Below are 25,363 nucleotides of genomic sequence, written 5' to 3'. Positions count from 1 at the left end.
ATCAATTATATAGCATGTCTTTAACCGATACCCCTTTCAAAAATTTTATTGGATTTGGGTAGAATTAATCGGTTAACTAGTTTGTCATAGTGTATCTCTTATATTTACAAACTATTAATAAGCTTTAATATTCTGCATCATTCTTTTTATGACAAAATCCTTAGTTTTTTCTCCATTTTTGACTAATTCCACCAATTTCCATCCGTTACATGTTATAAATGTCGTTATAACCTCCTTTGTTTTCGAATAAACCATGACTTTTGGTTTATCTTTCATGTGAAGGAATAAAATCACATGGGTTTAACAGAGCATTTAAAATGGTCTGTTAATTTTAAGGGTAGAGTTTGCTATAAGGAATATAGCATCCCTAAAAAAGATTTTTTGGAGGTAATGTTGATGAAATCTAGCAATAGCGGTTTAAACAGACGTAATTTCTTAAAAGTTGGCGGAATGAGTACATTAGCATTAACACTTGGTTCAACAGGGGTATTTTCTCTTGCGGGAGCTACAAAAGGATTTGCTGCGGAATCCAGCAATCCAACAAGTGGATTTGGTGGCTATGGCCCACTAGTAAAAGATCCAAATGGAGTTCTTGATCTGCCAAGGGGATTTCATTACAAAATGCTTTCACGAACTGGTGATATCATGCCTAATGGTGACCTTGTCCCTTCTGCCCACGATGGAATGGCTGCCTATAAAGGAGAGAAGGGTACAACCATTCTTGTAAGAAACCATGAAAATGGGACAAATTCGGATTACCCTGTAAACGGAAAAAAACCTTGGAGTGCTGGTGCTGCCGGCGGCACAACCACATTAATCGTTGGACAAAATAACAAGGTCATTGATCAGTATGTATCAAGTTCAGGTACAATCCGTAACTGTGCTGGTGGTGCTACGACTTGGGGCACTTGGTTAACAATGGAAGAAACTCGTGATATGGGACATGGCTTTGTATTTGAAGTAAATCCGCTTGATCCTGAAAACGAAATGTCAAGAACACCGATCCGTGATATGGGTTATTTCTCCCATGAAGCTGGGCATGTTGACCCTTCAACAGGAATTTGGTATTTAACCGAAGACGCAAGTCCAAGCTTCTTGTACCGTTTTACCCCACATGACCGAAGTCAAAAGCTAGGTTCTCTGCAAAAGGGCGGTCTCCTTGAAGCGGCAGCAATCGAGGAATTGCCGGCTGCAGCAGCAAGTCAATTTAGTACTAGACAAAAATTCGGGATTGTTTGGAAAAAATTAAATCCTGAAATCGCACAGCAAGATGCTAAGGATAAAGGCTGTATTCAGTTTAGCCGCTTAGAAGGGGCTTATTTTTCTGAAGGTACTTTATGGTTTGATGATACAAGTGCAGGTTCAGCACGCCTTGGCCGTGTTTATCGCTACACTCCAGCGACAAACACCTTAGAACTATTCTATGAGTCTACTGATAAAAATGATTTAGAAGCACCGGATAACATTACAATCACTCCTTGGGGAGATCTTTGGATCGCCGAAGATGGTGGCGGTAATGATCGTATTGTCGGATTAACTCCTGAAGGAAATATTTATACTTTTGCTGAAAATATGATGAACGGTTCTGAATTTGCTGGCCCTACATTTTCTCCAGATGGAAATACTTTCTTTGTAAATATGCAAACACCAGGTATTACCTTCGCGATTTGGGGACCATTTGCACGCAGAAATTCTACCCGTAGACGAGCTATGAACCAGGCTCAACCGCCAGCAAGTCTTGCTCCTGTTGTTTCGGATAAACTTACTGCATTCGCAGAAGAACAAGGTATGTCTATATTAGAAGCAGCAGCTTTAGAGCGTCATGGTATGCCAATTTTATAAGTAATGAACGCATTTTTTTGAGTACTATCAAACCATCATGGTATAGGAGGTGAGACGTTTGTTATCTAGTATCGGAATCCCCGGCCTAATTCTCATTCTAGTCATTGCGTTAATCATTTTTGGTCCTTCGAAATTACCGGAAATCGGAAGTGCTTTTGGAAACACTTTAAAAGAATTTAAAAAAGCAACAAATGACTTGATCAGCCATGACAAAGAAGAAAAAACTAACTCTGAAGAGAAAAATAAACTAGTAGGTCTTGAGAAATCCGAAAAGACCGGAAACTAAATAACTTGTTTTACAACTTAATAGAGTAATTTGCTTGGAGGAAATAGTATGAAAAAAATGGGAAAGATATTTTTGACGGGCTGCTTTTCGCTGGCGATGGCTGCCGTTTTTGTCGCAAAGCCCGTTACGGCAGATGCGGAGGAAAAGCTCAAGGAGGGAGAGAAGTTTAAACTCACCATTCTCCAGACGAATGACTTTCATGGTCATCTGGATGACATCGTCTCGCTGGATGATGGAACCGTTCATCACAATTCTATTGCGAAGTATGCCACCATCATTGAAAATGTGCGCAATGAAGAGGAGAATGTGCTTCTCGTCGATGGCGGGGATGTCTTCCTGCGCGGCGAGTTTCAGGCGGGTCAAGGAGAGTTGGAGACGTCCCTTTTGAAAGCTTTGGACTATGATGCGATGGCTCTAGGAAACAACGACTTCCGCGTTTACCCTGTCGGGGAGGGCACACCGGACAGCCGTTATGAACAGTTAAAAGATTACCACCGCAACGTGAATTTCCCCATCCTTACTGGTAATGTAATTGACAGGGAAACAGGAAAGTACATTCAGAATGTAAAACCTTGGAAGAATTTTGCTTTCAATGGCGTTAAAGTCGGCATGATCGGCCTCACATCGATGAAGCCGGAAATTCGCGGTTGGGATGATGTTGCAGACCTCGATTTCATCGAACCGGTTCAAGCCTTGAATGCGTTGCTTCCTGAAGTGAGTGAAAAGTCAGACGTTAACATTGTCCTTTCGCATGCCGGAAATCCTGAAGACCATAAGCTGGCTCAGGTTTCCGGAGTTTCAGCGGTAATCGGGGCAGATACACACAAGGTCATCGAAACTCCCGAATACGAATTCAACGGAGAGGTGATGGTGCCAATTACTCAAGCTGGCGGAGAACAAGAACATTACTTGGGCCGCCTGAATTTGACTTTTGAAGTCGTTGACGCCAAAATGACTTTGGTCGAATCCAATGGATTCCTCTACGACGTCACAAATGTTCCGGCAGATCCGGAGATACAAGCGATTATAGACGATTATCGTGCAGATTTGAAAGCGCAATAATCAAATCTTCATAATGCTATGAGGAAAGGACAAAGCGAGGTTATTCGCTTTGTCCTTTCTATATTAATGATAAAGTAAAGACTGCAAGGGCCTGTCCCAGAAAGTCGGTGAAAACTAACTGACTTGCGGCCTTTTTATTTTTGCTCATTTCCCGCCATTTCAACTGACAGAGTTGAGCTAGTGTAGAGTTTGTCTGTTTAGTTTAGCTTTAATACCACTAATTAATGTGCAAAAAAAAAGTTAGGGAACAAAGCATATGTTATGTCATTGAGATTGCGAAGATTTTCACTTGAATTACCATTAAATGCCTTTTTTGTTTGCTGAAAATCGTTAGAAAGAGTACTAATGAGTTTTTCATTATATAGCTATAAATTGATTTTAAACAATTCACGATATCCATAAACAACCAGTTATTTTTTTACCGCTAATGGTCATTATAAATAAAGAAGAAGGGGCTACTGATTACGTATGATTCACATCATATAGTAAATGAGGTGTTAGTTAAAGACGTTTAACTTAACTACAGGTAGCTTCATTAAAAAATCGATTCGAGCAAGGAGATGGTTCTCTTGCACGTAAAAGCAGAAAACTCATTCAATAATTGTCATTTATGCTTTGAAAGTTGATGAAACTTTTAAGATATAGGGGATGGTTGTTTTGGATGGTAAACTCTAGTCAGATACCAGTTCTTACTCAAATGTAGATGAGGTGTTTATCGCAGAGAATTTATGCTGATTCGAAATGAAGCAAACCCCTTTTTCAGGCAGGGTGCAACGTTCCGTTGCATCCTGTTTTTATGTATTTTCTTGTTATCCTAGCGTGAGCCATTTTATTTATATCCCTTTTACTCGTATGTGTTTTCATTTTACGGTAACCTGTGATGTTATACATAAAAGAACTTAATAAGGAAAAGCATACGTGTAACAAGATGATAAAAAAATAATACAATATTATTGAAAAGACATAAATCAAACAAGAAGGATGGGATCCTGATGGTTGATGTTAATATACAAAAAAACAAACGGGAACAATGGAAAAAGCAAGTTATGAATAACCTGAAGAGGGAAGCGGTTAAAAATATCATAGCAGGAATGGGAGACCTAGCAAGATTAGATGCTAAAGTCAATAATACTTACACTGTATACATCAAGGATGGAAGGATGATAAAGCAACCTACAAATGGCAAGTGTGTTGTCATTAATGGAAAAATCCAAGATTAACTGAGAAGGGTTAGGAAAAACATTAAGGGTCCTTTTTGTAATTCAACTCCGGCTGCTTTTCTATTGAATTCACTGCGATTTGCCAGGACTGCCACAATTGTTTTAGGGTGGATTCCCATTTCACTTGCGATTTTCGCTCTAGATATACTAAGTACGGTCTGCTTTGCCAGGGCATTAAGAACCACTCTAGCCGTCATTATTGTTTTGATGATTTATTTCCCACGTTATAGCAGTGGCCGAGGTGCAGTATTGGGAATGCTCTTTGCAGTAGTGACGACAACTGTCTGGTATCGATCGGTAATCACGGTTACACCCTTAATTGTTATGCTGATTAACCATATCATCGGGAAGAATGATTGTGTTTTGCAAAACGATACGAGCAGCAAAAGCAATAAGGAAGGGAAGGTCATCAACCTTGTAGCTTTGGGGACATAGGGTATATAACAACGATAATATGATATAGAAAGAGGGGGGATATCCCCTCTTTTTTTTTATCAAAAAATCTGCGATTGTATTGAATGACATTGTGAGAAACTCAGTATTGAATATGTTTTTTGGAATAAATTCCTTTTTCAACAACTAGTTTGGTCGAATCGATATCTTTTTTACCTTTTTATCAAATAATCTTTTAATAACACATTTGATTTCCATGACAAATGATTTTTTAAAGCATATCTACAGGATAATACATTCATGGATTCTAGAGGTCCCACGATTATTCCTAAAATTCAAACCTATTCAGGGGTATAAACAATTTCATATAAAACAAATAAGTCATTCTTTTTTACTATCTTTTAAATGACCGGAACGAACCACTTTAGTTTTTAAATATTTTTCATTAAACTCGGAAATATCACCCCATAACTGAACTCTGCCTGCAACATTGGCACCTGAGTTTTGAAGGGCTTCTAATTTTTTCGGATTGTTGGTGATAAGAGTCACTGGATTAGAGCGCAGTTTTTTTAACACCCGAATGGCGTCATCATAGTTACGTGCATCATCCACAAATCCAAGCTCCAAATTCGCTTCAACCGTATCCAATCCTTTTTCTTGCAGAACATAAGCCATGGCTTTACTAAATAATCCGATGCCTCTTCCTTCGTGATTCGCTAAATAAAATAAAGCTCCGGATCCTTGAGCTGCAATCATTTTCATAGCCTGCTTTAATTGAAAGCCACAATCACAGCGTTTGCTGCCAAATATATCCCCAGTATGACAAATACTATGCATCCGAATAAGGGCTTCAGCTGAATGTTGGAAATCTCCATACAGTAACACACTTGATTGCTGCATTTCCGCTAAGTTGGAAGAGGCTAAAGTTTCAATGATCTTTTCTATATTATAAGTGCCGTCACCACAAAAATGACCCGCCATATTCTCACATCTTAACCAGCAATACCACTGGAATATAATTGTTTCGCCCTCTAAGTTAACGGGTAATTTGATTGGGCCGACTAAATAAATGGATGTTTCATCACTTTTAATAACGTTGATTTTATCTTCTAATATCAAAGCCACTTTTTCATTAATCATATAAACTTCCTCCCGAAACTTCTAATACTACGATAACGTTTACTAGTTCATTTCATATTGTACCCAATCCACTCTTTTGTGAATCTTTGATTTTAAATAGAAAAAAAAGCTCCAAATGTACTAAAACGAAAGACAATAGCAAAAGGTTAACCCCATCTTTGGTGTGAAAGCCCAAGACCATTTCTTATTTGAACAGTAACTCATATAACCTCAATAAAGCCACAGCACCGATTTTTCAAATGGAATTCGATTAAAAACACTGTATCTCTTAATTTCAGTAAAAAGGATTGAGAAGCATTATTGCATCAATGGTATTTGGATTAGAAAGAAGTTTGTCTAGCTGCCTGTTTACCCGTGAAAATTATGTCTTTCCGTAGGAAATGTCCTGCGAAGTCTTTGGGAAGTTTTGCATCTTTCTTTTTCTAAGATGGAAGGGACATGGTGTTTACATTCCTGGTCATTTGTTGTATTTACGTTTATTTTACAGACTTCATCTAAGGAAAATGGTGATTTTTTAGATGATATTTACCTTGCAGAATGATTTGGATTGTTGAAAATGCGGATACATCCATTGTCTTTCACGCTCAACGATTTTCCTTGTTTTCGTAAAATTGGAAACAATTAAAAAAACTTCTTCAAATGAAAACAAAAGTGTTATACAATAAAACAAACACAAATAAAGATAAACGGGGGTAAAACAAAATGGTTAATAATTTATGGAATGATAAAGAAGCGTCAAAAGTGACATCTGGAGTAGAAGAACTGGTATATCGGTCTAATTTAATCGGTACAGATCGAGCCGTCTGCAACTGGGGAGGCGGCAATACATCCATGAAAACAATGGAAAAGGATTTTCGTGGCCGGGAAATTGAAGTCATGTGGGTTAAAGGAAGCGGTTCCGACCTTGCAACAATGAAAGCGGGCAATTTCACAGGTTTGAATCTAGCGGATATTCACCCTTTAATCGAGCGTGATGACATGCCTGATGCAGATATGGTTGAATATTTGTCACACTGCATGATCGACAGTAAGCATCCACGTATGTCGATTGAAACTTTACTTCATGCCTTCCTTCCCTTTAAACATGTTGACCACACACATCCAGATGCAATTATTAGTCTTTGTTGTGCAGACAATGGAAAAGAAGTCGCCAATGAAATTTTCGGTGATCGTTTTGTCTGGGTACCATATGAGCGCCCTGGCTTCACTTTGTCTAAAATGATCGCAAAAGGTGTGAAAAATAACCCGCAAGCCGAGCTTGTATTAATGGAAAAACACGGATTGGTTACGTGGGGTGAAACATCGAAAGAAGCCTATGAAAAAACCATTTCGATCATAACGGAAGCAGAAGAGTTTATTAAAAGCCGCCAGCATGAAGAAGATGCATTTGGTGGACAGGCATTTGACTCTTTACCTGAAGCAGAGCGCAAAAAGGTACTTGCTTCGATTATGCCGGTTATCCGCGGTGCTGTGGGCGAGGAGAAAAAAATGCTTTTAACTTTTGACGATGCAGATGATGTCCTGCAATTTTTGAATAGCAAAAATGCGGCAGCCTTATCACAAGTCGGTGCCGCTTGCCCGGATCACCTTGTACATACAAAAATGAAGCCGCTTTTCATTAACTGGGATCCTCAAAATGAACGGACTGAATCCTTGGTGGAAAAAGTTAAAACGGGTATTCAACAATATAAGGAAGAATATAAGCAATACTTCGAGCGCAATAAAAACGAAGGAGATGTGATGTTTGAGGCTGCACCACGAGTTATTTTGATTCCAGGTGTCGGAATGGTCAACACAGGCAGAAACGTAGCCATGGCAAACGTGAGCGGAGCACTTTACCATCGAGCGATTGCGGTTATGAAAGGGGCAACAGCACTTGGCGAGTTCGTATCTCTCAGTGAAAATGAGTCATATAACGTTGAATACTGGCCACTTGAGCTTTATAAATTGTCTCTTTCGCCGGCAGAAGCGGAGTTCTCACGCAAAGTAGCCTTCATTACAGGCGGTGCGGGCGGTATTGGCAGCGCAACAGCACGGCGTTTAGTTTCTGAAGGTGCCCATGTAGTTCTAGCTGATTTAAATATTGAAGGAGCTGAAAAAGTTGCGGATGAAATCAATAAAGAATACGGGGAAATACGTGCTGCAGCTTTTAAAATGGATGTTACCAGTGAAGAGCAGGTACAGGATGCCTTTGAGAAATCAGCTCTTACATTTGGGGGAATTGATATTATCGTCAACAATGCCGGCCTTGCCACATCCAGCCCGTTTGATGAAACAACCTTAAAAGAATGGAACCTAAACATGAATGTACTGGGGACAGGCTATTTCCTTGTAGCACGTGAAGCTTTTAAGCAAATGAAACAACAGGGAACAGGAGGAAATATGGTATTTGTGGGATCGAAAAACTCTGTTTACGCTGGAAAAAATGCTTCTGCTTACAGTTCAGTCAAAGCACTTGAAACACATCTAGCACGATGCATTGCAGTGGAAGGCGGTGATTTCGGAATCCGTGTTAATTCTGTTTTGCCAGACGCCGTATTACAAGGATCTTCCATTTGGGGATCGGGTTGGCGTCAAGAGCGTGCCGCTGCATACGGAATAGAACCAGACCAGCTTGAAGATCATTACAAAAAACGTACGACATTGCTAGTAAACATATTCCCGGAAGACATTGCTGAGTCCATAGCGTTTTTCGCTTCATCAAAAGCAGACAAAACAACGGGTTGCATGGTCACTGTAGACGGCGGTGTACCTGGAGCTTTTAATCGCTGATAGGTTTTGCCTGTTTTCTTGGATTTTGTTGCTTTAAGTGGAGGGTTTGTCATAGGTGGAATCAATCTATCGAAAAATAATAGATTAAGTATGCACTGCAAATTATGGTAAGTGAAGAATATGTGAAAAGGTAGTAGGAATCATGGAGTAATCAATTCAATCCGTTAAAAGGATGGGACGATATGACAATTAAAGAACAGTACGAAACAGCGAAACAAGCGTATGCGAATTGGGGAATTGATGTTGATGCGGCACTCGAAACACTGAAAAAGGTGCCCATTTCGATTCATTGCTGGCAGGGTGATGATATTGGTGGATTTGAAGTGAACAAAAGTGAATTATCTGGCGGTATTGATATAACGGGAAATTATCCAGGGAAAGCCACTACGCCGGAAGAGCTACGCATGGATCTTGAAAAAGCGCTATCTCTCATTCCGGGGAAACATCGGGTCAATTTGCATGCCATTTATGCGGAAACAAATGGAGAAGCAGTCGAACGCGATCAGCTTGAGCCAAAGCACTTCGAAAACTGGTTGAATTGGGCTAAAGAAAACGGTCTTGGTTTGGATTTTAACCCGACACTATTTTCCCATGAAAAAGCAGCAGACGGCTTGACACTTTCTCATCCAAATGAAGAAATTCGTGAATTCTGGATTGATCATTGCATCGCCAGCCGAAAAATCGGAGAGTACTTTGGCCGTGAACTAGGCAATCCCTGCTTAACAAATATATGGATTCCAGACGGCTACAAAGATATTCCAAGCGACCGTTTGACACCTAGAAAGAGATTAAAAGAATCCCTTGATCGAATTTTTACAGCAGAAGTGGATGAAACATGTAATTGGGATGCTGTGGAAAGTAAAGTATTCGGTATTGGCTCCGAATCATATGTCGTAGGATCGCATGAATTCTACCTTGGCTACGCATTGAAAAATAACAAGATTTGCTTAGTGGATACAGGTCATTATCATCCGACTGAAACTGTATCGAACAAAATTTCTTCGATGCTATTATACAGTGATAAACTAGCACTTCATGTTTCGCGCCCGGTTCGATGGGACAGTGACCACGTCGTAATTTTAGACGATGAGCTTCGTGAAATTGCGCTTGAAATTGTTCGCAATGATGCATTAAACCAGGTGATCATTGGTCTTGATTTCTTTGATGCCAGCATCAACCGTGTTGCTGCCTGGACGATTGGTACGCGTAATATGATTAAGGCCCTCTTATATGCCTTACTTGTACCGAACGATCATTTGAAAGAACTGCAAGAAAAAGGCGATTTTACTGAGCGACTGGCATTAATGGAGGAATTTAAAACCTATCCATTTGGTGGAATTTGGGATTATTATTGTGAAAAAATGAATGTACCGGTAAAGGAAAGATGGCTGACGCAAGTGAAAGAATATGAACGTGATGTTTTAGCAAAGCGTTAAAATAACAGGTTGTCCTGAATCCGCAAACCGATGTGTGACTAATTCCGCTGAATTAATATGGGGTCTATCGATTCGTCCCGAGTGAATGGTCTGGAATTACCGAAATATAACGAAGAAGTGGAGAAAAAGTAAAAAAGTTTTTGTTTAAATTAGAAAATTAATATAGTTAAAAAGGAAAACTTATTAGAAAGGTAATTCCTTTATAAAATATACCTATAACGATCTATGACACAGGTCTTTCTATGGGTATATTTTTTTTGATTGCACGTTAATAAATAGACATGAAAGCTAGTCAATTTGTGTTAAATCCGGAATGAGAGTCTCGTGCAACAAATTGATTTAACCAGTTGAAAATTAGACTGAGGATTGAAGAGGAATCGTTAAAGTAACTTTTTCTAAAAGGGGAGGATTTGGATTGAAGGTATCAATCTACAGTTTAAGATAATAAAAGCACTATGAAAAAAGGATATAGAAAATGTAATGGCGTAGACTGCTTTGTAATTTTCCAATACAAATGAAACACTATGAGCAAGTGAAACTATATAAAAATATTATTTGAATTTTAAAAATGTTTGTGAAATTTAAATTGACAAACCTTTCAAAAACAGTAAAAATCAATAATAAAAAGAAAAAAATGATGGGGTTCAAATGTACAATAGAGATATTTTTAATACATATAGAAGAGAATGAGAAAGTCGCTCACTCTTGTTGCTAAAATACGATTTTTCCAGTTTCCATCTCGCTTTTTGTGTAAGTTAGTGGTTGAACATAACAGAGAAGGACATGGCTGGACAATATATTATAGGGAAACCTGAAAGTATATAAAGGTTTCCTATTTTAGTAAAGAAATTAAGGTTATACTCCCGGTAAAATCCATCATTTGTGAAACCGTTTTCTTAGAAAGAAGCAGCGGTGAATGTAACCGGATGAGAAAAGCACTTCTTAAGTCATTCCTTATTACAATATCCATGATACGTGCTAATGTTTAGAATTTAAGAAAGAAGGTAGCTAATCATGTTAAGGATGCCCATCTTTTTTATTTTGTTTTTATTTATACTAAGCGGCTGTGATCATTCTGCAGAATACGAGATTATTTACAATGATGAAGAAAGTATCGACGTCAATACAAAACCTGTCGAGAATAAAAAAGATTCGTATACGATAGCTGTTATACCTAAAATTGACGGAATACCTTATTTTAAAGCGGTAGAGGAGGGGGCGTTGGAGGCGGGAAAAGACTTAGGTGTTAAGGTCATATATACAGGCCCACCTACCCCCAGTTCTGAAAAGCAGGAAGAGATTATAACAAAATTAATTGAAAAAAAAGTGGACGTAATTGCGGTATCTGCAAATGATCCATATAAATTAGGCAGGGTGCTGAAAAAAGCAAAGCGTAAAGGAATCAAGGTGATCACCTGGGATTCTGATACTAATGCATCATACAGAAGCTTTTTTGTGAACATGATAGATCCTGAGATAATTGGCAGGCATGTAATGGATACCCTCGCTATTGAAATGGAAGAAAAAGGGGAGTTTGCGATTATGACGGGATCTCCTACCGCTGCCAATCTTAATACATGGATTGATTGGATTCAAATCCAACAAAAAGAATATTATCCAACTATGAAACTAGTTGAAGTGGAATTTACAAACGAAGATATTCATAAAGCGTATAAGGTAACACAAAATTTATTTAAAAAATACCCGGACCTAAAAGGAATTATTGGTATTTCAACGGTTAATCCTCCTGCTGCGGCTCAGGCTGTGAAAGATGCAGGGGAAATCGGCAAGGTTGCCGTAGTCGGTACATCGACTCCTAATTTAATGAATGAATATTTACAGGAAGGGGCTGCCCAGACCATTACGTTATGGAGTCCACAAAAATTAGGTTACTTGACTGTTAGCCTAGCAAAAAACTTATTGAATGATGAATTTCCGTATGAAGGACAGAACATTAAGAACATAGGTAGGATTAAATTCAACGGTGACATGGTCATTATGGGAGAGCCCATCGATTTTACAAAGGGAAATGTGAACCAGTATGATTTTTAAAGGAAAAAAGCCTATCCAGATAAAAAACCTGCGTTTAACGACAAAACTAGTTACAACCTATACATTATTAACGGTTCTACCTATGGCCTTCCTTGGGTTCATTGCATACTGGCAATACACAAAATCAATAGAAGAAGAAGTAGGCGAATATATTCCCCGTCTTGTTAAACAGGTTAATGGCAACATTGAAAATGACATTCAAAAACTAGAGACCTTACCTGATTTAATTTATAATTCCGGTGATGTTATGGCTATTTTAAGAGACAGCCAATCAAAAAAAAAATCGGTTTTGCTACACGATGAATATATCATGAAGAGTTATTTGACAAGAACCTATTTAAATAACAATTCATCTCATATTTTGGGGGCGTTTCTTGTTTCCAAGAATCGTACATTTGCAAGTACAAGTCTGCATTATGACAGTTTTGGTTTTGAAGATGGTTCCTTGCCATATGCAGATGACCTAGGATTGCTAGGCGAGATGCAGTTGCTCCTTCCTAATCAGACTAATTTAACGTTTGAAGGGGATCCCTCCTATTTTATGCTGGTCAAAACAATTACTGATTTCGATAATAGAAAAAATTTAGGAACGCTCTATATAGCAATCGATGTAGCCTTTTTTGAGCAATCACTTCAGGATTTGCAAAAGGAAGAGAATGTTACGATGTGGATCATGAATAAGCAGGGGAAGATAATTTATCATAAGGATCATTCAAAAATTGGTACAGTGGAAAAAGGGATACATGATTACCCATTATTGAATGGTAGTTTTCGTACAGAAATCGATGGAAAACGGAATTTAATCAGTATAAGTGAATCAAATGAGCTGCCATGGGTACTCGTTCATAGCATGCCTATCAAAAACATGACAGAAAAAACGGATGTTATCCGAAATGTGACAATTTTCGTTTTTATCCTTTTTACACTCATTACTACATTGATCTCTATCTTTTTTGCCTGGACCGTTACACGTCCACTAAACGAATTAGGAGATATAATGAAGCGGGTGGAAAAAGGTGATTTATTAGTAGATATACCTATACATTCCGAGGATGAAGTCGGGATGCTCGCGAACAGTTTTCGATCAATGCTTGCAGAGATAAGAGAGCTGATTCATAAAAACTACCACATTGAACTGCGAAAAAAAACAGCTGAATTATACGCCCTTCAATCTCAAATAAATCCTCACTTTATGTATAATACGCTGGAAACCATAGGCATGGCTGTGGAAGAAGGAGAGAGCGATGAAGTCGTGAAGATGGTGACTCTGCTTGGTAGAATGATGCGCTTTTCAATCAGTAATAAAGAAAGCTTGGTTCCTATAAACAGTGAGGTTCAGCACATTGAAGATTATTTAAGCATCCAACAATTCCGTTTTGAAGATCGTTTGCATTTTATGATAGAAAAAGGAGCAGATGTAGTTAATTATTATATACCCAAGTTTGTTTTACAGCCAATCGTTGAAAATTCCATTAAATATGGATTGGAAAAAAGAAAGGAAATAGACATTCAAATACATATTTCTGAAGAGGAAACTCAGACAGGTGAGGAATATCTTTTGCTGATAGTCAGTGATAACGGACCAGGGATGACAGAAAGCAAATTAATTGAATTAAATGAAAAGTTACGTTTGGATCCAATGATGAAACGGGACTCTGGCTTTGGGATTATCAATGTAAATGCAAGAATTGGCATGATGTTCGGGGAACAATATAATCTTCAAATTAATAGCGAATACGGAAAGGGAACGAGTGTGATTATTAGACTTCCCAAAATAAATGCCCAACAAGTAAGCATGTATGTTCAAGGAGAGGAGAAGAACAGAGATGATACAAAGGGTCAGGACGGTCATTGTAGATGATGAACCAAGGATAAGAAGAGGCATAGAAAGACTAGTACAATCTTGTGGGGAAGAGTGGCATGTTGTAGGTGTTTACTCCGATGGTCAAGAGGCATACGATGCAATTATCAATCAAGTAGAAGAAGTTGATGTATTAATAACAGATGTACAAATGCCTGTCATGGACGGGTTAACGTTAATTCAACATTTGAAAAAAACTAAACCAAGGCTATTTCCATTCATTATAAGCGGGTATGATGATTTTCTCTATGTACAGACTGCCCTAAGGGAAGGAGCTGTCGATTATATATTGAAACCGATTGATCGAGAAAAGTTTAAACTGCAGTTGAAGACTGTGCAGGAAAAAGTAATTGAGGCACGAAAGGAAAGGGAAAAGATAGGAGAAATAGAAGAAAGAGCCATGATATTAACCCATGAAAAGCAGCTTCAATTGCTGATGGAAATTACGTGGAAAGATGCAATGGACTTATCATTACTTGAATGGACGCGGCAATTTCCAGAAGGAACCTATTCCCTGATCCATATTGGAATCGATCATACATCTGCCAAAACCCAAAGTTTTTCACCAGAAGATTGGGGTGGATGGAATGATGTAATAAAAAAACTTATAACAGACTTACTAGATGATCATTCAACGCATTGGATGTGGAAAGATAGTCTACATGCCAGTTGGTTATTGATTAAGGATACTACCCCTACAGCTTTGGAGCAATTGTGTATAACATTAAAAACAAGTGTCCAACGGCAAACCCCTTTTACGGTTTCCATTGCCCTTGGGAATGAGTTTAATGACCTTACCCTTTTAGTAAATATTAAAGATGAATTACGATCTACCTTGCAATATCGAATGATACAAGGAGGCAATAAAATTTTCAGAACTGAAATGCTTAAACATATATCATATAATAAAGTGATTGAAGTGCCGCCATCCATCTATAAATGGGCAGAAGAGACAGTGGAGGCGATGGAGCATGGTGAAGAAGCTGCCATTCGTTCTCTCAGGCAATTTTTTAACGAACTGAAAGATGTCACTTCCCCTTTCATAATACAAGAATCGGTTCGCTATTTGTCTATTAGAATTATTAATAAATGGATTAAAAGTGATGGTTTTAAAGACCTTCCGCTTTTACTTGAGGAAGCCTTTAGCATTGCCGAGGATTCTTCTCATTTTAATCATTTAAAAAAGGAGACGGAGCGTTGGGTCATGAATATGTTAAAAAAGCAAGCAGCATTTCAAAATGACCAAACAGATCCCATACGCCAGGCAAAAGAATGGATTCTAAAACATATAGGCGATAACATCACAATAAAAAAAATTGCCAATCATGTCCATTTAAATTCAACCTATTTTTGTGAGTATTTTAAAAATCAGACAGGTGAAACCGTGCTTGACTATGTAACCAATGAACGGTTAAAAGTGGCGAAGGAATTATTAAGTCATACAGATTTAAAGATTTACGATATCGCTTCAAAAGTAGGCTATCAAGATACCAAATATTTTAGTCGGCTGTTTAAGCAATGGACAGGACAACTTCCGTCTCAATATCGAGATACTCATGAGTTTTTTGTGAAAAAGTAGAAGCTTCCATTCCGGAGCTTTTTTTTTATGTCTACATTGAAAATGTCCCGAAGAAAATCCCCCCTACCCGAATTTTATCACCTACCAGCTTATGCCAATTCCCTTTATAGTGAAAGTATCAGAAAAGAAAGCGCTTCCTTTATGAGGGAAACGCTTTCTTGATAAAAGACGAAATGGAACGGGAGTGTTTATATGACCTTAATTGGACCCTCACTTATGTGTGCAGATATGGGGAATTTACAAGAATCAGTAATGAGATTAGACCGTGCAGGTGTTGATTTCTTTCATCTAGATATAATGGATGGATCGTTTGTTCCTAATTTTACAATGGGCCCGGATCTAATTAAACGCATTAGGCAATTCTCGGATAAACCATTTGATGTTCACTTAATGGTTGAAAGACCGGAAGACCATTTAGATCTTTTCATTCAGTCGGGGGCAGATATGATTTCCATTCATGCAGAGGCAACTGCCCATTTACAGAGATCACTACAAAAGCTGAAGAATGATGGGATTAAGGCAGGGGTAGCCTTAAATCCATCAACCCCCATCACAGAGCTTGAACATGTATTGGATGTAGTCGATTATGTAACGGTGATGACGGTGAATCCTGGTTTTGCCGGGCAGTCCTTTGTACCGCTTATGTATAAGAAAATAAAAAAGATAAAAGAATTAATTCAATCGGAAGGCTACCAAATTGATATTCAGGTAGATGGAAACATTGGGTTCGAAACCATTCCGGGTGTATTGAAAAATGGAGCCGACATGTTGGTTTGCGGGACGTCCTGTTTATTTAAAAACGATGTATTACTGGAAGATGCCGTTGGCCAACTCCGGGCATTCTTAGAGCAAATGAAAATGAAAAACGAGGGTTGTGCATGAAAGGGGTTGTAGTGGTAGGGAGTATTAATATGGATATTGTCGCAGTCACTAATCAATATCCAGCGCATGGGGAAACGATTTTCGGAGAAAATATGAAACTATTAAGTGGTGGAAAAGGCGCAAATCAAGCAACGACGTGCGCTAAACTTGGAAAACCAGTAAAACTGATCGGTGCGGTTGGCGACGACGCATTCGGGCATGAAATAGAACGTTCTCTTCTTCAAAATAACGTGAACATATCCTCCTTGAAACATGTTGCAGAACATCCAACTGGATGCGCAGTCATTACAGTAGATGCTACAGCAGAAAACACCATGCTTGTCATTAAAGGGGCCAATGAACATTTGACAAGAAGTGATATTGACATTTGTTTTTCTACCATCAGTGATGACTATGCTGTTTTACTTGTACAGATGGAAATTCCTAATGAGGCTGTTCTACAAGCCATGAAAAGGGCTAAAGAAAAAAATATGTTTATTATCCTGGACCCTGCTCCGGCAGAAGGGGTAACGACTGAAGCACTGACGTATGCCAATTTGATTACGCCGAATTGGCAGGAAACAAAAGTGTTGACTGGGATCGACGTCAACTCGAAGGAAAGTGCATGCAAAGCGGGTGTTTTCTTTGAGAATCATTTTGGCGTGGAGAATAGCATTATTAAGTTGGGCCATAAAGGAGCATTGGTTTATCAAAACGGTGAAACAAACTTTATCGAGCCCATTGCTGTAAAAGCTGTTGACACAGTGGGGGCAGGAGACTCGTTCGCAGGCGCCCTTGCTTGTGCCATTGCAGATGGGGAGACGATCGAATCAGCAGCCGAGTTTGCTTCAATTGTAGCGGCGATGAAGGTAACGAAAATGGGGGCCCAAGATGGTGTGCCGAGGCTAGCAGAAGTGGAACATTTTTGTGAAACCAATAACATTAATTATTATGGTAAAAAACAAAAGTTGAATCAATTTATGACTGATTAAGGTTGGAAAGGAGAGAAACATGTCTGATTTCTTATTGCAAATGACGAATGTCAGTAAAACCTTCCCAGGTGTAAAAGCACTGGATAGCGTTCAGCTTGAAGTGAAAAAAGGAGAAGTTCATGCGTTAATAGGTGAGAATGGTGCCGGGAAATCAACTCTCATTAAAATATTAGCTGGCATTTATCGACCGGACCTAGGGGCCAAGTTTTACTTTGAAGGAAAAGAAGCCGAAATTCAAAAACCGATTGATGCTACGCTAAAAGGCATTTCAATCATTTATCAGGATTTAAGTTTATTTTCAAACCTATCTGTAGCTGAAAATATCTATATTGGCCGGGATAGTGACAAAAAACCATGGAAAAAGATTAGATGGAAGGAGATGGAGGATACAGCAAAACGGGCACTTAAAGAACTAGAATTTGAGATTGATGTTCATACACCCGTTGAAAAATTAAGCATTGCTCAACAGCAGCTGATTGAAATCGCCAGAGCCCTCGCTTTTGATTCCAAGTTGATTGTAATGGACGAACCGACTTCATCCCTATCCGCAGGGGAAGTTGAAAAGCTTTATAAAGTTATACAAAAATTAAAGAATCGCGGAATTTCCATAATCTTTGTCAGCCACAAGTTAAAAGAGTTATTTACTGTTTCCGATCGATTTACAATATTGCGAGATGGGAAATATGTAGGCACTTATGAAACTGAAGAACTTGATGAAGATAAATTAATCACACTAATGGTGGGACGTCAGATTTTATATAACAAGAATATGGTTAAAGGAAAAACAGGAAAAACTCTTTTGGAACTGAATGGTTTATCAAAAGAAGGTAACTTTAAAGATATTTCCTTTGAATTGAAAGCTGGAGAGGTCCTTGGGATTACAGGACTTGTCGGATCAGGAAGAACAGAGCTTGCACAGGCGATATTCGGGGTCAACAGACCCTACGATGGAAGTATGAAAATAAATGGGGTTTCTACTAAAATCAAGTCTTCTGAACATGCTGTAAAGCAAGGGATTGCATATATTCCAGAAAGCAGAAAAACGCAAGGACTCATCCTTCGCCAGTCCATAATCAATAATATTTCATTACCTGTTTTGAAACAATTGAGAAATAAATTCAAATTGATTAAGCGAAAGGAAGAAGTTAAGCTGGCTGATCATTATATGAAAACGCTAGATGTTAGACCCGCTTTGCCTAAAAGGGCAGCTGGTGACCTGTCAGGCGGAAATCAACAGAAAGTCGTGATCGGCAAGTGGCTTTCTACTAAACCACAAATCCTAATTATTGATGAACCGACGAATGGGATTGATATTGGGGCGAAGTCAGAAATTCATAAGTTAATGAGGGAACTGGCAGCTGAAGGAATGGGCATTATTGTGATTTCTTCAGAGCTTCCAGAAGTACTTGCAGTCAGTGATCGGATTTTGGTCATGAGACATGGAAGAATAGCCGGAGAGCTTGGTATAGAAGAAGCGACACAGGAAAATATCATGAATTATGCTCTGCTTGGTTCTCAATCTCCTTCCAAAAAAGGGCTTCCGCTAAAAGAGGAGGTACGTGCATGAACGCCATTTTGAAGTCGAAGGAAATCAGCATCGCAATGATTGTTTTGCTTCTATGTATTACATTGACATTCTTAAGCCCGTATTTTTTAACTGTAGACAATTTGCTGGATGTACTAAAAGGGAATGCTGTACTTGGAATTCTGGCGGTGGGTATGACACTTGTAATCATCACTGGCGGGATTGACGTATCGGTGGCCGCTGTTACAAGCGCTGTCTGTGTCATCGTTGGAAAAGTAATGATGCTCATGCCTGACCATCCCATCTCTATACTATTACTCTTTTTGATTGGGCCATTTCTTGGGGTTTGTTTAGGTGCACTGAATGGACTGCTTGTTGCAAAGGTTCAAATTCCAGCTATTGTCGTGACACTTGGAATGATGAGTATCATTAATGGGCTCGTGTTGTACATTACGAATGGACAGTATTTGAACAGCAGCAGTTTTCCAACCGTATTCATCAAGTTTGCCAGTTTTGAGATGTTTGGTATATCTATCATCATTCTAATTTTTATCGCAGTGGCACTGTTTACTTGGTATATTTTGAAATACACATTAATCGGTCGCGAAGTATTGGCGATTGGCGGTAATAAAGATTCAGCCATTCGGGTTGGGATAAATTTTGACAAAGTTCAAATATTTGTTTTCTCCTATATGGGGTTTCTTGCAGGAATAGCAGCCATTGCTCAAACAGCATATACAAAGGCTGTGGATCCTAATGGAATGCTTGGTCTGGAGCTGATGGTCATAGCAGCCGTTGTTTTGGGCGGTGCGAACATCATGGGGGGGCGCGGTACCATTTTGGGAACGGTTTTGGGCGTTCTTCTGCTAGGCATTGTACAAAATGGACTTATCTTGGCAAAAATTGATACCTTCTGGCAAAAAGTATTCACTGGATTGATTATATTACTGGCTGTGTCATACGACCACATTCAATATAAGCGCTCAAAAGATAAGTTAGCGAAAATTGAAGTGGAAGCGTAAGAAAGAGGTGAAAAAATGAAACGGCTTTCAATATCAAAAGAAAATACTTTAGGTGTAATTACAGCAGGCTTGTTTGTGTTAATGAGTTTTTCAATACCTGGATTCTTTTCTTCAAATAATTTAACCAATATGATGTTCCAGCTCCCGGAGTTTGGTTTAATCGCATTAGCAATGATGGTGGTGATTGTAACTGGAGGGATTGACCTATCGATTACGTATACAGCTGCCTTGTCTGGCGTGACAATCGCACTTATGGCAAGCAGCGGATACCCAATGCTAGGCGCAATCTTAATCGGTGTTTTAGTCGGGCTGAGCTGCGGATTGATTAACGGCGTACTCATCTCAAAAATCGGTGTTTCGCCAATACTGGTAACACTCGGAACGATGGTGCTTTTTGAAGGTTTGATCTTAAGCATTACGAAGGGAAATTCAATTTCAGGATTCAGTGAGGGCTATAGCTTAATTGGAAACGGCTACTATATGGGGATCGTTCCTCTTTCCATCATTATTTTTGTACTATTTGCAATAATAACAGCTATATTGCTGTCAAAAACCAAATGGGGCAGAAGTGTTTATATGGTGGGTAGCAATCCGATCGCCACATTATTTTCAGGTGTAAATAATAGCAAGGTATTAATGAGGGTTTACTTATATGCGGCACTTCTTGCCACAATTGCTTCCATTATTATGACATCCCGTTATAATACTGCAAAAGTGGATCTGGGATCTTCTTATTTATTACAAAGTGTAGCGGCAGCCGTGCTTGGCGGAACTGAAATTCAAGGTGGTTATGGCAAAGTTATCGGCACTGTTTACGCAGTGGTCATTTTCCAAATGTTATCAAGTGGATTGAACTTAATGGGTGTACCACGATCGATCGTAACTGTAATGATGGGGGTTATTTTAATCACGGTATTGGTCATAAACTTCGTGAAAACGAAATTAGATGAAAAAAGTCAAAAGAAGTTACCTTCAAACTCTGTAGCGTAATTTACATGACCATGTAATCTCTGAAAATACTTTAGTGAAAAATCAGAAAAATTGTAAGGGGGATCATTATGAAGAAAATGACGGGGATATTGGCAACAGCTATTTTAGCTGGGGGACTGTTAGCAGGCTGTGTATCACAAGAAGGAGCATCGGGGAACAGTGAAAAAGAAACAAGTGGCGGAGGTGGTAATGAGAAGTTGAAAATTGCCGTAGTTCCAAAATTAATGGGGATACCATATTTCAATGCTTCTGAAAAAGGAGCGATTCAAGCAGGTAAAGATCTTGGTGTGGAAACCATTTACACAGGACCTACGGAACCGGATGCTGCACAGCAAGTAAAAGTCATTGAAGACTTAATTAGTCAAGATGTGGATGTAATCGCAGTAGCACCAAATGACGCTGCATCACTCTCACCAGTCCTTCAAAAGGCGAAGGATGAAGGAATAATTGTAATGGATTGGGATACACCAGCTGATCAATCCCTTGTAGAATTATCCGTCCACCAAATAGACGATGAAGCATACGGTCGCCATATCGCTAAATCACTCGTAAAACAAATGGGTGTTGAAAAAGGGCAAATCGCTATATTAACTGGAGGGCTTTCAGCTGCAAACTTAAACACCTGGATAGATGCAGCAAAAAAAGAACTGGAAGAGAATTATCCAGGTATTGAATTAGTATCGGATAAAATCGCGACAGATGAAAAACAACAGGTGGCATACCAAAAAACACTGGATTTAATAAAATCAAATCCTGAACTAAAAGGAATCATGGCTTTTTCTACTCCGGCACCTCTTGGGGCAGCCCAAGCTGTTCAGGAAAAAGGACTGCAAGATGATATAACAGTCGTTGGAACTGCTCTACCGAAAGACTCTTCACCATATTTAAATGATGGATCTCTAGATGTAGCCATTCTTTGGGAGCCAGACAAACTAGGTTATTTAACAGTTGCCCTCGCCAAACGTCTAGCTGAAGGGGAGAAACCAGAAGATGGTTTGAAAGTTGAAAATGTAGGTGAAATTGACGTGTGGGAGGATGGAAAAACAATCATCATGGGACCACCGACAGATTTTACGAAAGACAATGCAGCTGATTTTAATTTTTAAGGTTAGATAGACCGAAAAGTCCCCTCTCAACTATCTAGAGGGGCCTTTTTATTAAATATCATTGCGTGACTTGCATGTTAGGAGATGATGAAGGGATGAATGAGAGATATACAATCGGAATTGATTTTGGCACTGAATCAGGAAGAGTGCTGCTAGTAGATATAGTGAACGGAAATGAAATGGCTACACATGTTACACCTTATCGTCATGGAGTATTGTCTAATAGGCTTCCAGACGGATGTAAACTTGAAAAAGATTGGGCTCTCCAGCATCCAGGTGATTATTTGGACGTTTTATACACTTCTGTTCCTGAAGTGATTCGGTTAAGCGGAGTAGATGCGAATGATGTGATAGGCATTGGAATCGATTTTACCTCATGTACCATTTTGCCTGTTGATAAGAAAGGAAATCCCCTTTGTTTTGATGAGAAGTGGAAAAGGGACCCTCACAGTTGGGTCAAATTATGGAAGCATCATGCCGCACAAAAAGAAGCGGATGATATTACACGCATTGCACAGGCAACGAATCAACCATTCCTGCAACGATATGGCGGGAAAATTTCTTCTGAATGGATGTTCCCTAAGATTTTACAAGTGTTACGTGAATCACCTGATATCTATGAAGAAACGGATCTATTTATGGAAGCCGGAGATTGGATTACCTTCCGTCTGACGAATGAGCTGGTACGCAGCAGTAATATGAGCGGTTATAAAGCATTTTGGGATAAAAAAGATGGATATCCGGACCCTGCTTTTTTAGCGGCTATTGATGAACGTCTTCTGGATATACTGGATACAAAAATGCGTGGTGAAGTATTACCCATCGCTGGACGGTCGGGTGGTTTAACAGAAGGGATGGCTAAGAAGATGGGGTTGAAATCTGGTACGGCTGTTTCTGTATCCATAATCGATGCCCATGCAGGTGTTCCAGCTGTAGGAGCTGTCCATCCAGGCCAATTTGTGATGACGATGGGAACCTCTACTTGCCACATGTTAATTTCTGAGAAAAAACAAACAGTAGAAGGTATTTGTGGAGTAGTGGAGGATGGAATAATTCCCGGATCATTCAGTTATGAAACGGGACAGGTGGCTGTTGGCGATTCGTTTGCATGGTATATTGAGCAAACTGCTCCTGAGTATGTAAAGAAAGAAGCTGAGCAAGAAGGTGTCAATCTACATAGCTTACTGGAAAAAAAGGCTTCTTGCTTAAGGCCTGGTCAATCTGGGTTAGTGGCGTTAGATTGGTGGAATGGCAACCGAACAGTCCTTGTAGATGCGAACTTGTCAGGTGTGATAGCAGGGATTACTCTTTCCACGAAGCCGGAAGAAATATACCGTGCACTTTTAGAATCAACAGCCTTTGGAACAAGGAAAATCCTTGAAACCTTTGAGAATGAGGGTATAGAGATAAACGATTTGTTTGCCTGTGGCGGATTACCTCAAAAAAATAAACTGTTAATGCAGATATATGCCGATATTTTAAATCGTGAAATTAAAATCGCGGATGGGGAACAAGTTGTTGCATTAGGAGCAGCCATATACGCTGCCACGGCTGCCGGCCGTATAAATGGTGGGTATGATTCCTTAGAGGAGGCATCCTCTAAGATGGCAAAAGTAAAAGAAGATACTTTTATACCGGTTAAAGAAAATGTAAGTATTTATCAACAACTGTATGCTTATTATTTAGAACTGCATGACTTCTTTGGCCGCGATCATATTTCCATAATGCATGGTTTAAAGAAATTGAGGAGTGTGGACTAATGATACATATTGCGGTGGATATTGGTGCTTCAAGTGGCCGGCTGGTCTTAGGGAAAATGGAGAACGGGAAATTAGTAATTGAAGAAATCCATCGATTTGCGAATGGTTTCACCACCCAAAATGAAACCTGTTTTTGGGATATTGATCATTTATTGAATGAAATCTTAAAGGGGTTAGAATCAGCAAAAAAGCTTGGATACGACCACTGTACACTTGGAATTGATACGTGGGGAACGGATTACGTATTGTTGGATGATAATGGACACAGAGTGCAAGAAGTTATCTCTTATCGTGATAAGCGCACCGAAAATACAATCGAAAAGGTCACAAGAACACTACCTAAAGAAATCATTTATCAAAAAACGGGGATTCAATTCTTATCATTTAACACGTTATACCAATTGTACGAAGAAGATATAAAGAACCTGAAAGTCACTGGGAATGTCATGACTGTGCCAGATTATTTAGGTTACTGCCTAACGGGGAAAAAGGTCACAGAAGTTACAAGTGCTTCTTCGATGCAATTATTGAATGTAAACACGAAGAAGTTTGATGAAGAGTTACTAAACCTGATTGCATTGTCAAAAGATCAATTCCCGCCTTTTGCTAATCCGGGAGAACGATTAGGGAAACTGATGAAAGAACGTTTTTCTACTTTCGATCTTCCCAATACAGAAGTGATTATCGTTGCTTCACATGATACTGCATCCGCCATAGTCGGTTCACCTGGTAATGGAGAGAAATGGGCATATATTAGTAGCGGAACGTGGTCGTTGCTTGGGATTGAAAGCGATAAACCGATAGTGAATGAGTTAGCTCTTAAAAACAATTATACAAATGAATGGGGTGCATACGGAACCTACCGCTTTCTGAAAAATATCATTGGTATGTGGGTTATTCAAGAGGTCAGAAGACATTTAAAGGAAGACTATAACTTCGAGCAGTTTGTATATGAGGCAGAGAAAATAAAGGTGTGCAGGCAGTTCATCAACTTTAATGATAAACGATTTTTAAATCCAGAAAATATGATTCAAGAAATTCAGCAGTATTGTCGGGAGACGAATCAGGAGATTCCACATACAGTGGGCGAATTAGCGAACTGTATATTTACAAATATGTCTATTATTTATGCGATGTCCATTCGGCAAATAGAAGAGATAACCGGGAAAAGAATCGAGCAACTTCATATTGTCGGAGGAGGGGCGAAAAATGAATTCGTTAATCAACTTACGGCTGACCTTAGCGGGAAAACCATATACGCTGGACCAACGGAGGCTACGGCGATTGGGAATATACTAGTACAAATGATTTCAGGCAATGAAATAAGCGATTTACAAACGGCACGTCAGTTAATAGAACACTCGTTCCTTATAAAAAAATATGAGCCAAAAGAAAAAATTGAATCATCATCCCTGATTGAAAAATTCAAACAAGCAATTTCCATGAAAGAAGAAAGTAAATAAT

General features: G+C 39.0%; 19 protein-coding genes. 18 read left to right on the top strand and 1 reads right to left on the bottom strand.

Annotated features, from left to right (window positions below; all coding sequences use genetic code 11):
* Window positions 1-396 precede the first annotated feature (396 nt).
* The 5 genes from ACQKMF_RS09590 (at window position 397) to ACQKMF_RS09570 (ending at window position 4,845) form a co-directional block, all read left to right on the top strand.
* The gene (locus ACQKMF_RS09590; protein WP_260357336.1) at window positions 397-1,842 is read left to right on the top strand and encodes an alkaline phosphatase PhoX; all 1,446 of its coding nucleotides are present in this window, start codon (window positions 397-399) and stop codon (window positions 1,840-1,842) included.
* A gap of 58 nt (window positions 1,843-1,900) precedes the next feature.
* Window positions 1,901-2,128 (top strand): twin-arginine translocase TatA/TatE family subunit, encoded by a 228-nt coding sequence (gene tatA, locus ACQKMF_RS09585; RefSeq protein ID WP_101221764.1) that lies wholly within the window; start codon window positions 1,901-1,903, stop codon window positions 2,126-2,128.
* A gap of 48 nt (window positions 2,129-2,176) precedes the next feature.
* Window positions 2,177-3,190, top strand: a complete 1,014-nt coding sequence (locus ACQKMF_RS09580; protein WP_427572781.1) for a bifunctional metallophosphatase/5'-nucleotidase — start codon at window positions 2,177-2,179, stop codon at window positions 3,188-3,190.
* A 992-nt stretch (window positions 3,191-4,182) separates the two neighbouring features.
* Window positions 4,183-4,410 (top strand): hypothetical protein, encoded by a 228-nt coding sequence (locus ACQKMF_RS09575; protein WP_402942244.1) that lies wholly within the window; start codon window positions 4,183-4,185, stop codon window positions 4,408-4,410.
* Between the two features lie 63 nt (window positions 4,411-4,473).
* Window positions 4,474-4,845, top strand: coding sequence for a hypothetical protein (locus ACQKMF_RS09570; RefSeq protein WP_427572779.1), 372 nt, complete (start codon window positions 4,474-4,476; stop codon window positions 4,843-4,845).
* Window positions 4,846-5,184: 339 nt separating this feature from the next.
* Here the strand turns inward: ACQKMF_RS09570 and ACQKMF_RS09565 are convergent, their stop codons facing one another.
* Window positions 5,185-5,943 (bottom strand): GTP cyclohydrolase II, encoded by a 759-nt coding sequence (locus ACQKMF_RS09565; RefSeq protein ID WP_402942248.1) that lies wholly within the window; start codon window positions 5,941-5,943, stop codon window positions 5,185-5,187.
* 702 nt (window positions 5,944-6,645) lie between these two features.
* On the opposite strand from ACQKMF_RS09565, the gene ACQKMF_RS09560 reads away from it, so the two are divergent.
* From ACQKMF_RS09560 to rhaB, 13 genes are all read left to right on the top strand, one after another.
* Window positions 6,646-8,715: a bifunctional aldolase/short-chain dehydrogenase gene (locus ACQKMF_RS09560; protein WP_101221768.1), complete on the top strand. Its 2,070-nt coding sequence runs from the start codon at window positions 6,646-6,648 to the stop codon at window positions 8,713-8,715.
* A gap of 182 nt (window positions 8,716-8,897) precedes the next feature.
* The gene (gene rhaA, locus ACQKMF_RS09555) at window positions 8,898-10,151 is read left to right on the top strand and encodes an L-rhamnose isomerase (protein ID WP_427572776.1); all 1,254 of its coding nucleotides are present in this window, start codon (window positions 8,898-8,900) and stop codon (window positions 10,149-10,151) included.
* Window positions 10,152-11,165: 1,014 nt separating this feature from the next.
* Window positions 11,166-12,203 (top strand): autoinducer 2 ABC transporter substrate-binding protein, encoded by a 1,038-nt coding sequence (locus tag ACQKMF_RS09550; protein ID WP_427572774.1) that lies wholly within the window; start codon window positions 11,166-11,168, stop codon window positions 12,201-12,203.
* On the top strand, window positions 12,193-14,064 hold the full coding sequence (locus ACQKMF_RS09545) for a cache domain-containing sensor histidine kinase (RefSeq protein ID WP_427572772.1): 1,872 nt from the start codon (window positions 12,193-12,195) through the stop codon (window positions 14,062-14,064). The genes ACQKMF_RS09550 and ACQKMF_RS09545 overlap by 11 nt, the downstream gene beginning before the upstream one ends.
* Window positions 14,030-15,643, top strand: coding sequence for a response regulator transcription factor (locus ACQKMF_RS09540; RefSeq protein ID WP_427572770.1), 1,614 nt, complete (start codon window positions 14,030-14,032; stop codon window positions 15,641-15,643). Before ACQKMF_RS09545 ends, ACQKMF_RS09540 begins: the two co-directional genes overlap by 35 nt.
* A 192-nt stretch (window positions 15,644-15,835) precedes the next feature.
* Window positions 15,836-16,525, top strand: coding sequence for a ribulose-phosphate 3-epimerase (gene rpe, locus ACQKMF_RS09535; protein WP_048677821.1), 690 nt, complete (start codon window positions 15,836-15,838; stop codon window positions 16,523-16,525).
* Window positions 16,522-17,496: a ribokinase gene (gene rbsK, locus ACQKMF_RS09530; RefSeq protein WP_402942258.1), complete on the top strand. Its 975-nt coding sequence runs from the start codon at window positions 16,522-16,524 to the stop codon at window positions 17,494-17,496. Before rpe ends, rbsK begins: the two co-directional genes overlap by 4 nt.
* Before the next feature lie 19 nt (window positions 17,497-17,515).
* A complete protein-coding gene (locus ACQKMF_RS09525; RefSeq protein ID WP_427572767.1) occupies window positions 17,516-19,063 on the top strand; it encodes a sugar ABC transporter ATP-binding protein in 1,548 nt (515 codons plus the stop codon).
* Window positions 19,060-20,043, top strand: coding sequence for an ABC transporter permease (locus ACQKMF_RS09520; protein WP_098186552.1), 984 nt, complete (start codon window positions 19,060-19,062; stop codon window positions 20,041-20,043). Before ACQKMF_RS09525 ends, ACQKMF_RS09520 begins: the two co-directional genes overlap by 4 nt.
* Window positions 20,044-20,058: 15 nt before the next feature.
* On the top strand, window positions 20,059-21,033 hold the full coding sequence (locus ACQKMF_RS09515) for an ABC transporter permease (RefSeq protein ID WP_101221776.1): 975 nt from the start codon (window positions 20,059-20,061) through the stop codon (window positions 21,031-21,033).
* Between the two features lie 68 nt (window positions 21,034-21,101).
* Entirely contained in the window at window positions 21,102-22,139 is a 1,038-nt protein-coding gene (locus ACQKMF_RS09510) for an autoinducer 2 ABC transporter substrate-binding protein (RefSeq protein ID WP_048677830.1), read from the top strand.
* Between the two features lie 95 nt (window positions 22,140-22,234).
* Window positions 22,235-23,899 carry a ribulokinase gene (locus tag ACQKMF_RS09505; RefSeq protein ID WP_427572765.1) on the top strand — a complete coding sequence of 555 codons (1,665 nt, stop codon included), beginning with the start codon at window positions 22,235-22,237 and terminating at the stop codon, window positions 23,897-23,899.
* The gene (gene rhaB, locus ACQKMF_RS09500) at window positions 23,899-25,362 is read left to right on the top strand and encodes a rhamnulokinase (protein ID WP_402942265.1); all 1,464 of its coding nucleotides are present in this window, start codon (window positions 23,899-23,901) and stop codon (window positions 25,360-25,362) included. The genes ACQKMF_RS09505 and rhaB overlap by 1 nt, the downstream gene beginning before the upstream one ends.
* Window position 25,363: the final 1 nt, after the last annotated feature.

This window comes from Peribacillus sp. NPDC101480 (assembly GCF_050277335.1).
Taxonomy (GTDB): domain Bacteria; phylum Bacillota; class Bacilli; order Bacillales; family DSM-1321; genus Peribacillus.
The sequence above is the reverse complement of the archived record's forward strand: the minus strand, read 5'-3'. Positions and strand labels throughout refer to the sequence as shown.

What these genes read in the sequence shown, in the direction of transcription:
- ACQKMF_RS09590 (WP_260357336.1), top strand. Translation starts at nt 397, where the DNA reads ATGAAATCTAGCAATAGCGGTTTAAACAGACGTAATTTCTTAAAAGTT.
- ACQKMF_RS09580 (WP_427572781.1), top strand. Translation starts at nt 2,177, where the DNA reads ATGAAAAAAATGGGAAAGATATTTTTGACGGGCTGCTTTTCGCTGGCG.
- ACQKMF_RS09575 (WP_402942244.1), top strand. Translation starts at nt 4,183, where the DNA reads ATGGTTGATGTTAATATACAAAAAAACAAACGGGAACAATGGAAAAAG.
- ACQKMF_RS09565 (WP_402942248.1), bottom strand. Translation starts at nt 5,943, where the DNA reads ATGATTAATGAAAAAGTGGCTTTGATATTAGAAGATAAAATCAACGTT.
- ACQKMF_RS09560 (WP_101221768.1), top strand. Translation starts at nt 6,646, where the DNA reads ATGGTTAATAATTTATGGAATGATAAAGAAGCGTCAAAAGTGACATCT.
- rhaA (WP_427572776.1), top strand. Translation starts at nt 8,898, where the DNA reads ATGACAATTAAAGAACAGTACGAAACAGCGAAACAAGCGTATGCGAAT.
- ACQKMF_RS09550 (WP_427572774.1), top strand. Translation starts at nt 11,166, where the DNA reads ATGTTAAGGATGCCCATCTTTTTTATTTTGTTTTTATTTATACTAAGC.
- ACQKMF_RS09545 (WP_427572772.1), top strand. Translation starts at nt 12,193, where the DNA reads ATGATTTTTAAAGGAAAAAAGCCTATCCAGATAAAAAACCTGCGTTTA.
- ACQKMF_RS09540 (WP_427572770.1), top strand. Translation starts at nt 14,030, where the DNA reads ATGATACAAAGGGTCAGGACGGTCATTGTAGATGATGAACCAAGGATA.
- rpe (WP_048677821.1), top strand. Translation starts at nt 15,836, where the DNA reads ATGACCTTAATTGGACCCTCACTTATGTGTGCAGATATGGGGAATTTA.
- rbsK (WP_402942258.1), top strand. Translation starts at nt 16,522, where the DNA reads ATGAAAGGGGTTGTAGTGGTAGGGAGTATTAATATGGATATTGTCGCA.
- ACQKMF_RS09525 (WP_427572767.1), top strand. Translation starts at nt 17,516, where the DNA reads ATGTCTGATTTCTTATTGCAAATGACGAATGTCAGTAAAACCTTCCCA.
- ACQKMF_RS09520 (WP_098186552.1), top strand. Translation starts at nt 19,060, where the DNA reads ATGAACGCCATTTTGAAGTCGAAGGAAATCAGCATCGCAATGATTGTT.
- ACQKMF_RS09515 (WP_101221776.1), top strand. Translation starts at nt 20,059, where the DNA reads ATGAAACGGCTTTCAATATCAAAAGAAAATACTTTAGGTGTAATTACA.
- ACQKMF_RS09510 (WP_048677830.1), top strand. Translation starts at nt 21,102, where the DNA reads ATGAAGAAAATGACGGGGATATTGGCAACAGCTATTTTAGCTGGGGGA.
- ACQKMF_RS09505 (WP_427572765.1), top strand. Translation starts at nt 22,235, where the DNA reads ATGAATGAGAGATATACAATCGGAATTGATTTTGGCACTGAATCAGGA.
- rhaB (WP_402942265.1), top strand. Translation starts at nt 23,899, where the DNA reads ATGATACATATTGCGGTGGATATTGGTGCTTCAAGTGGCCGGCTGGTC.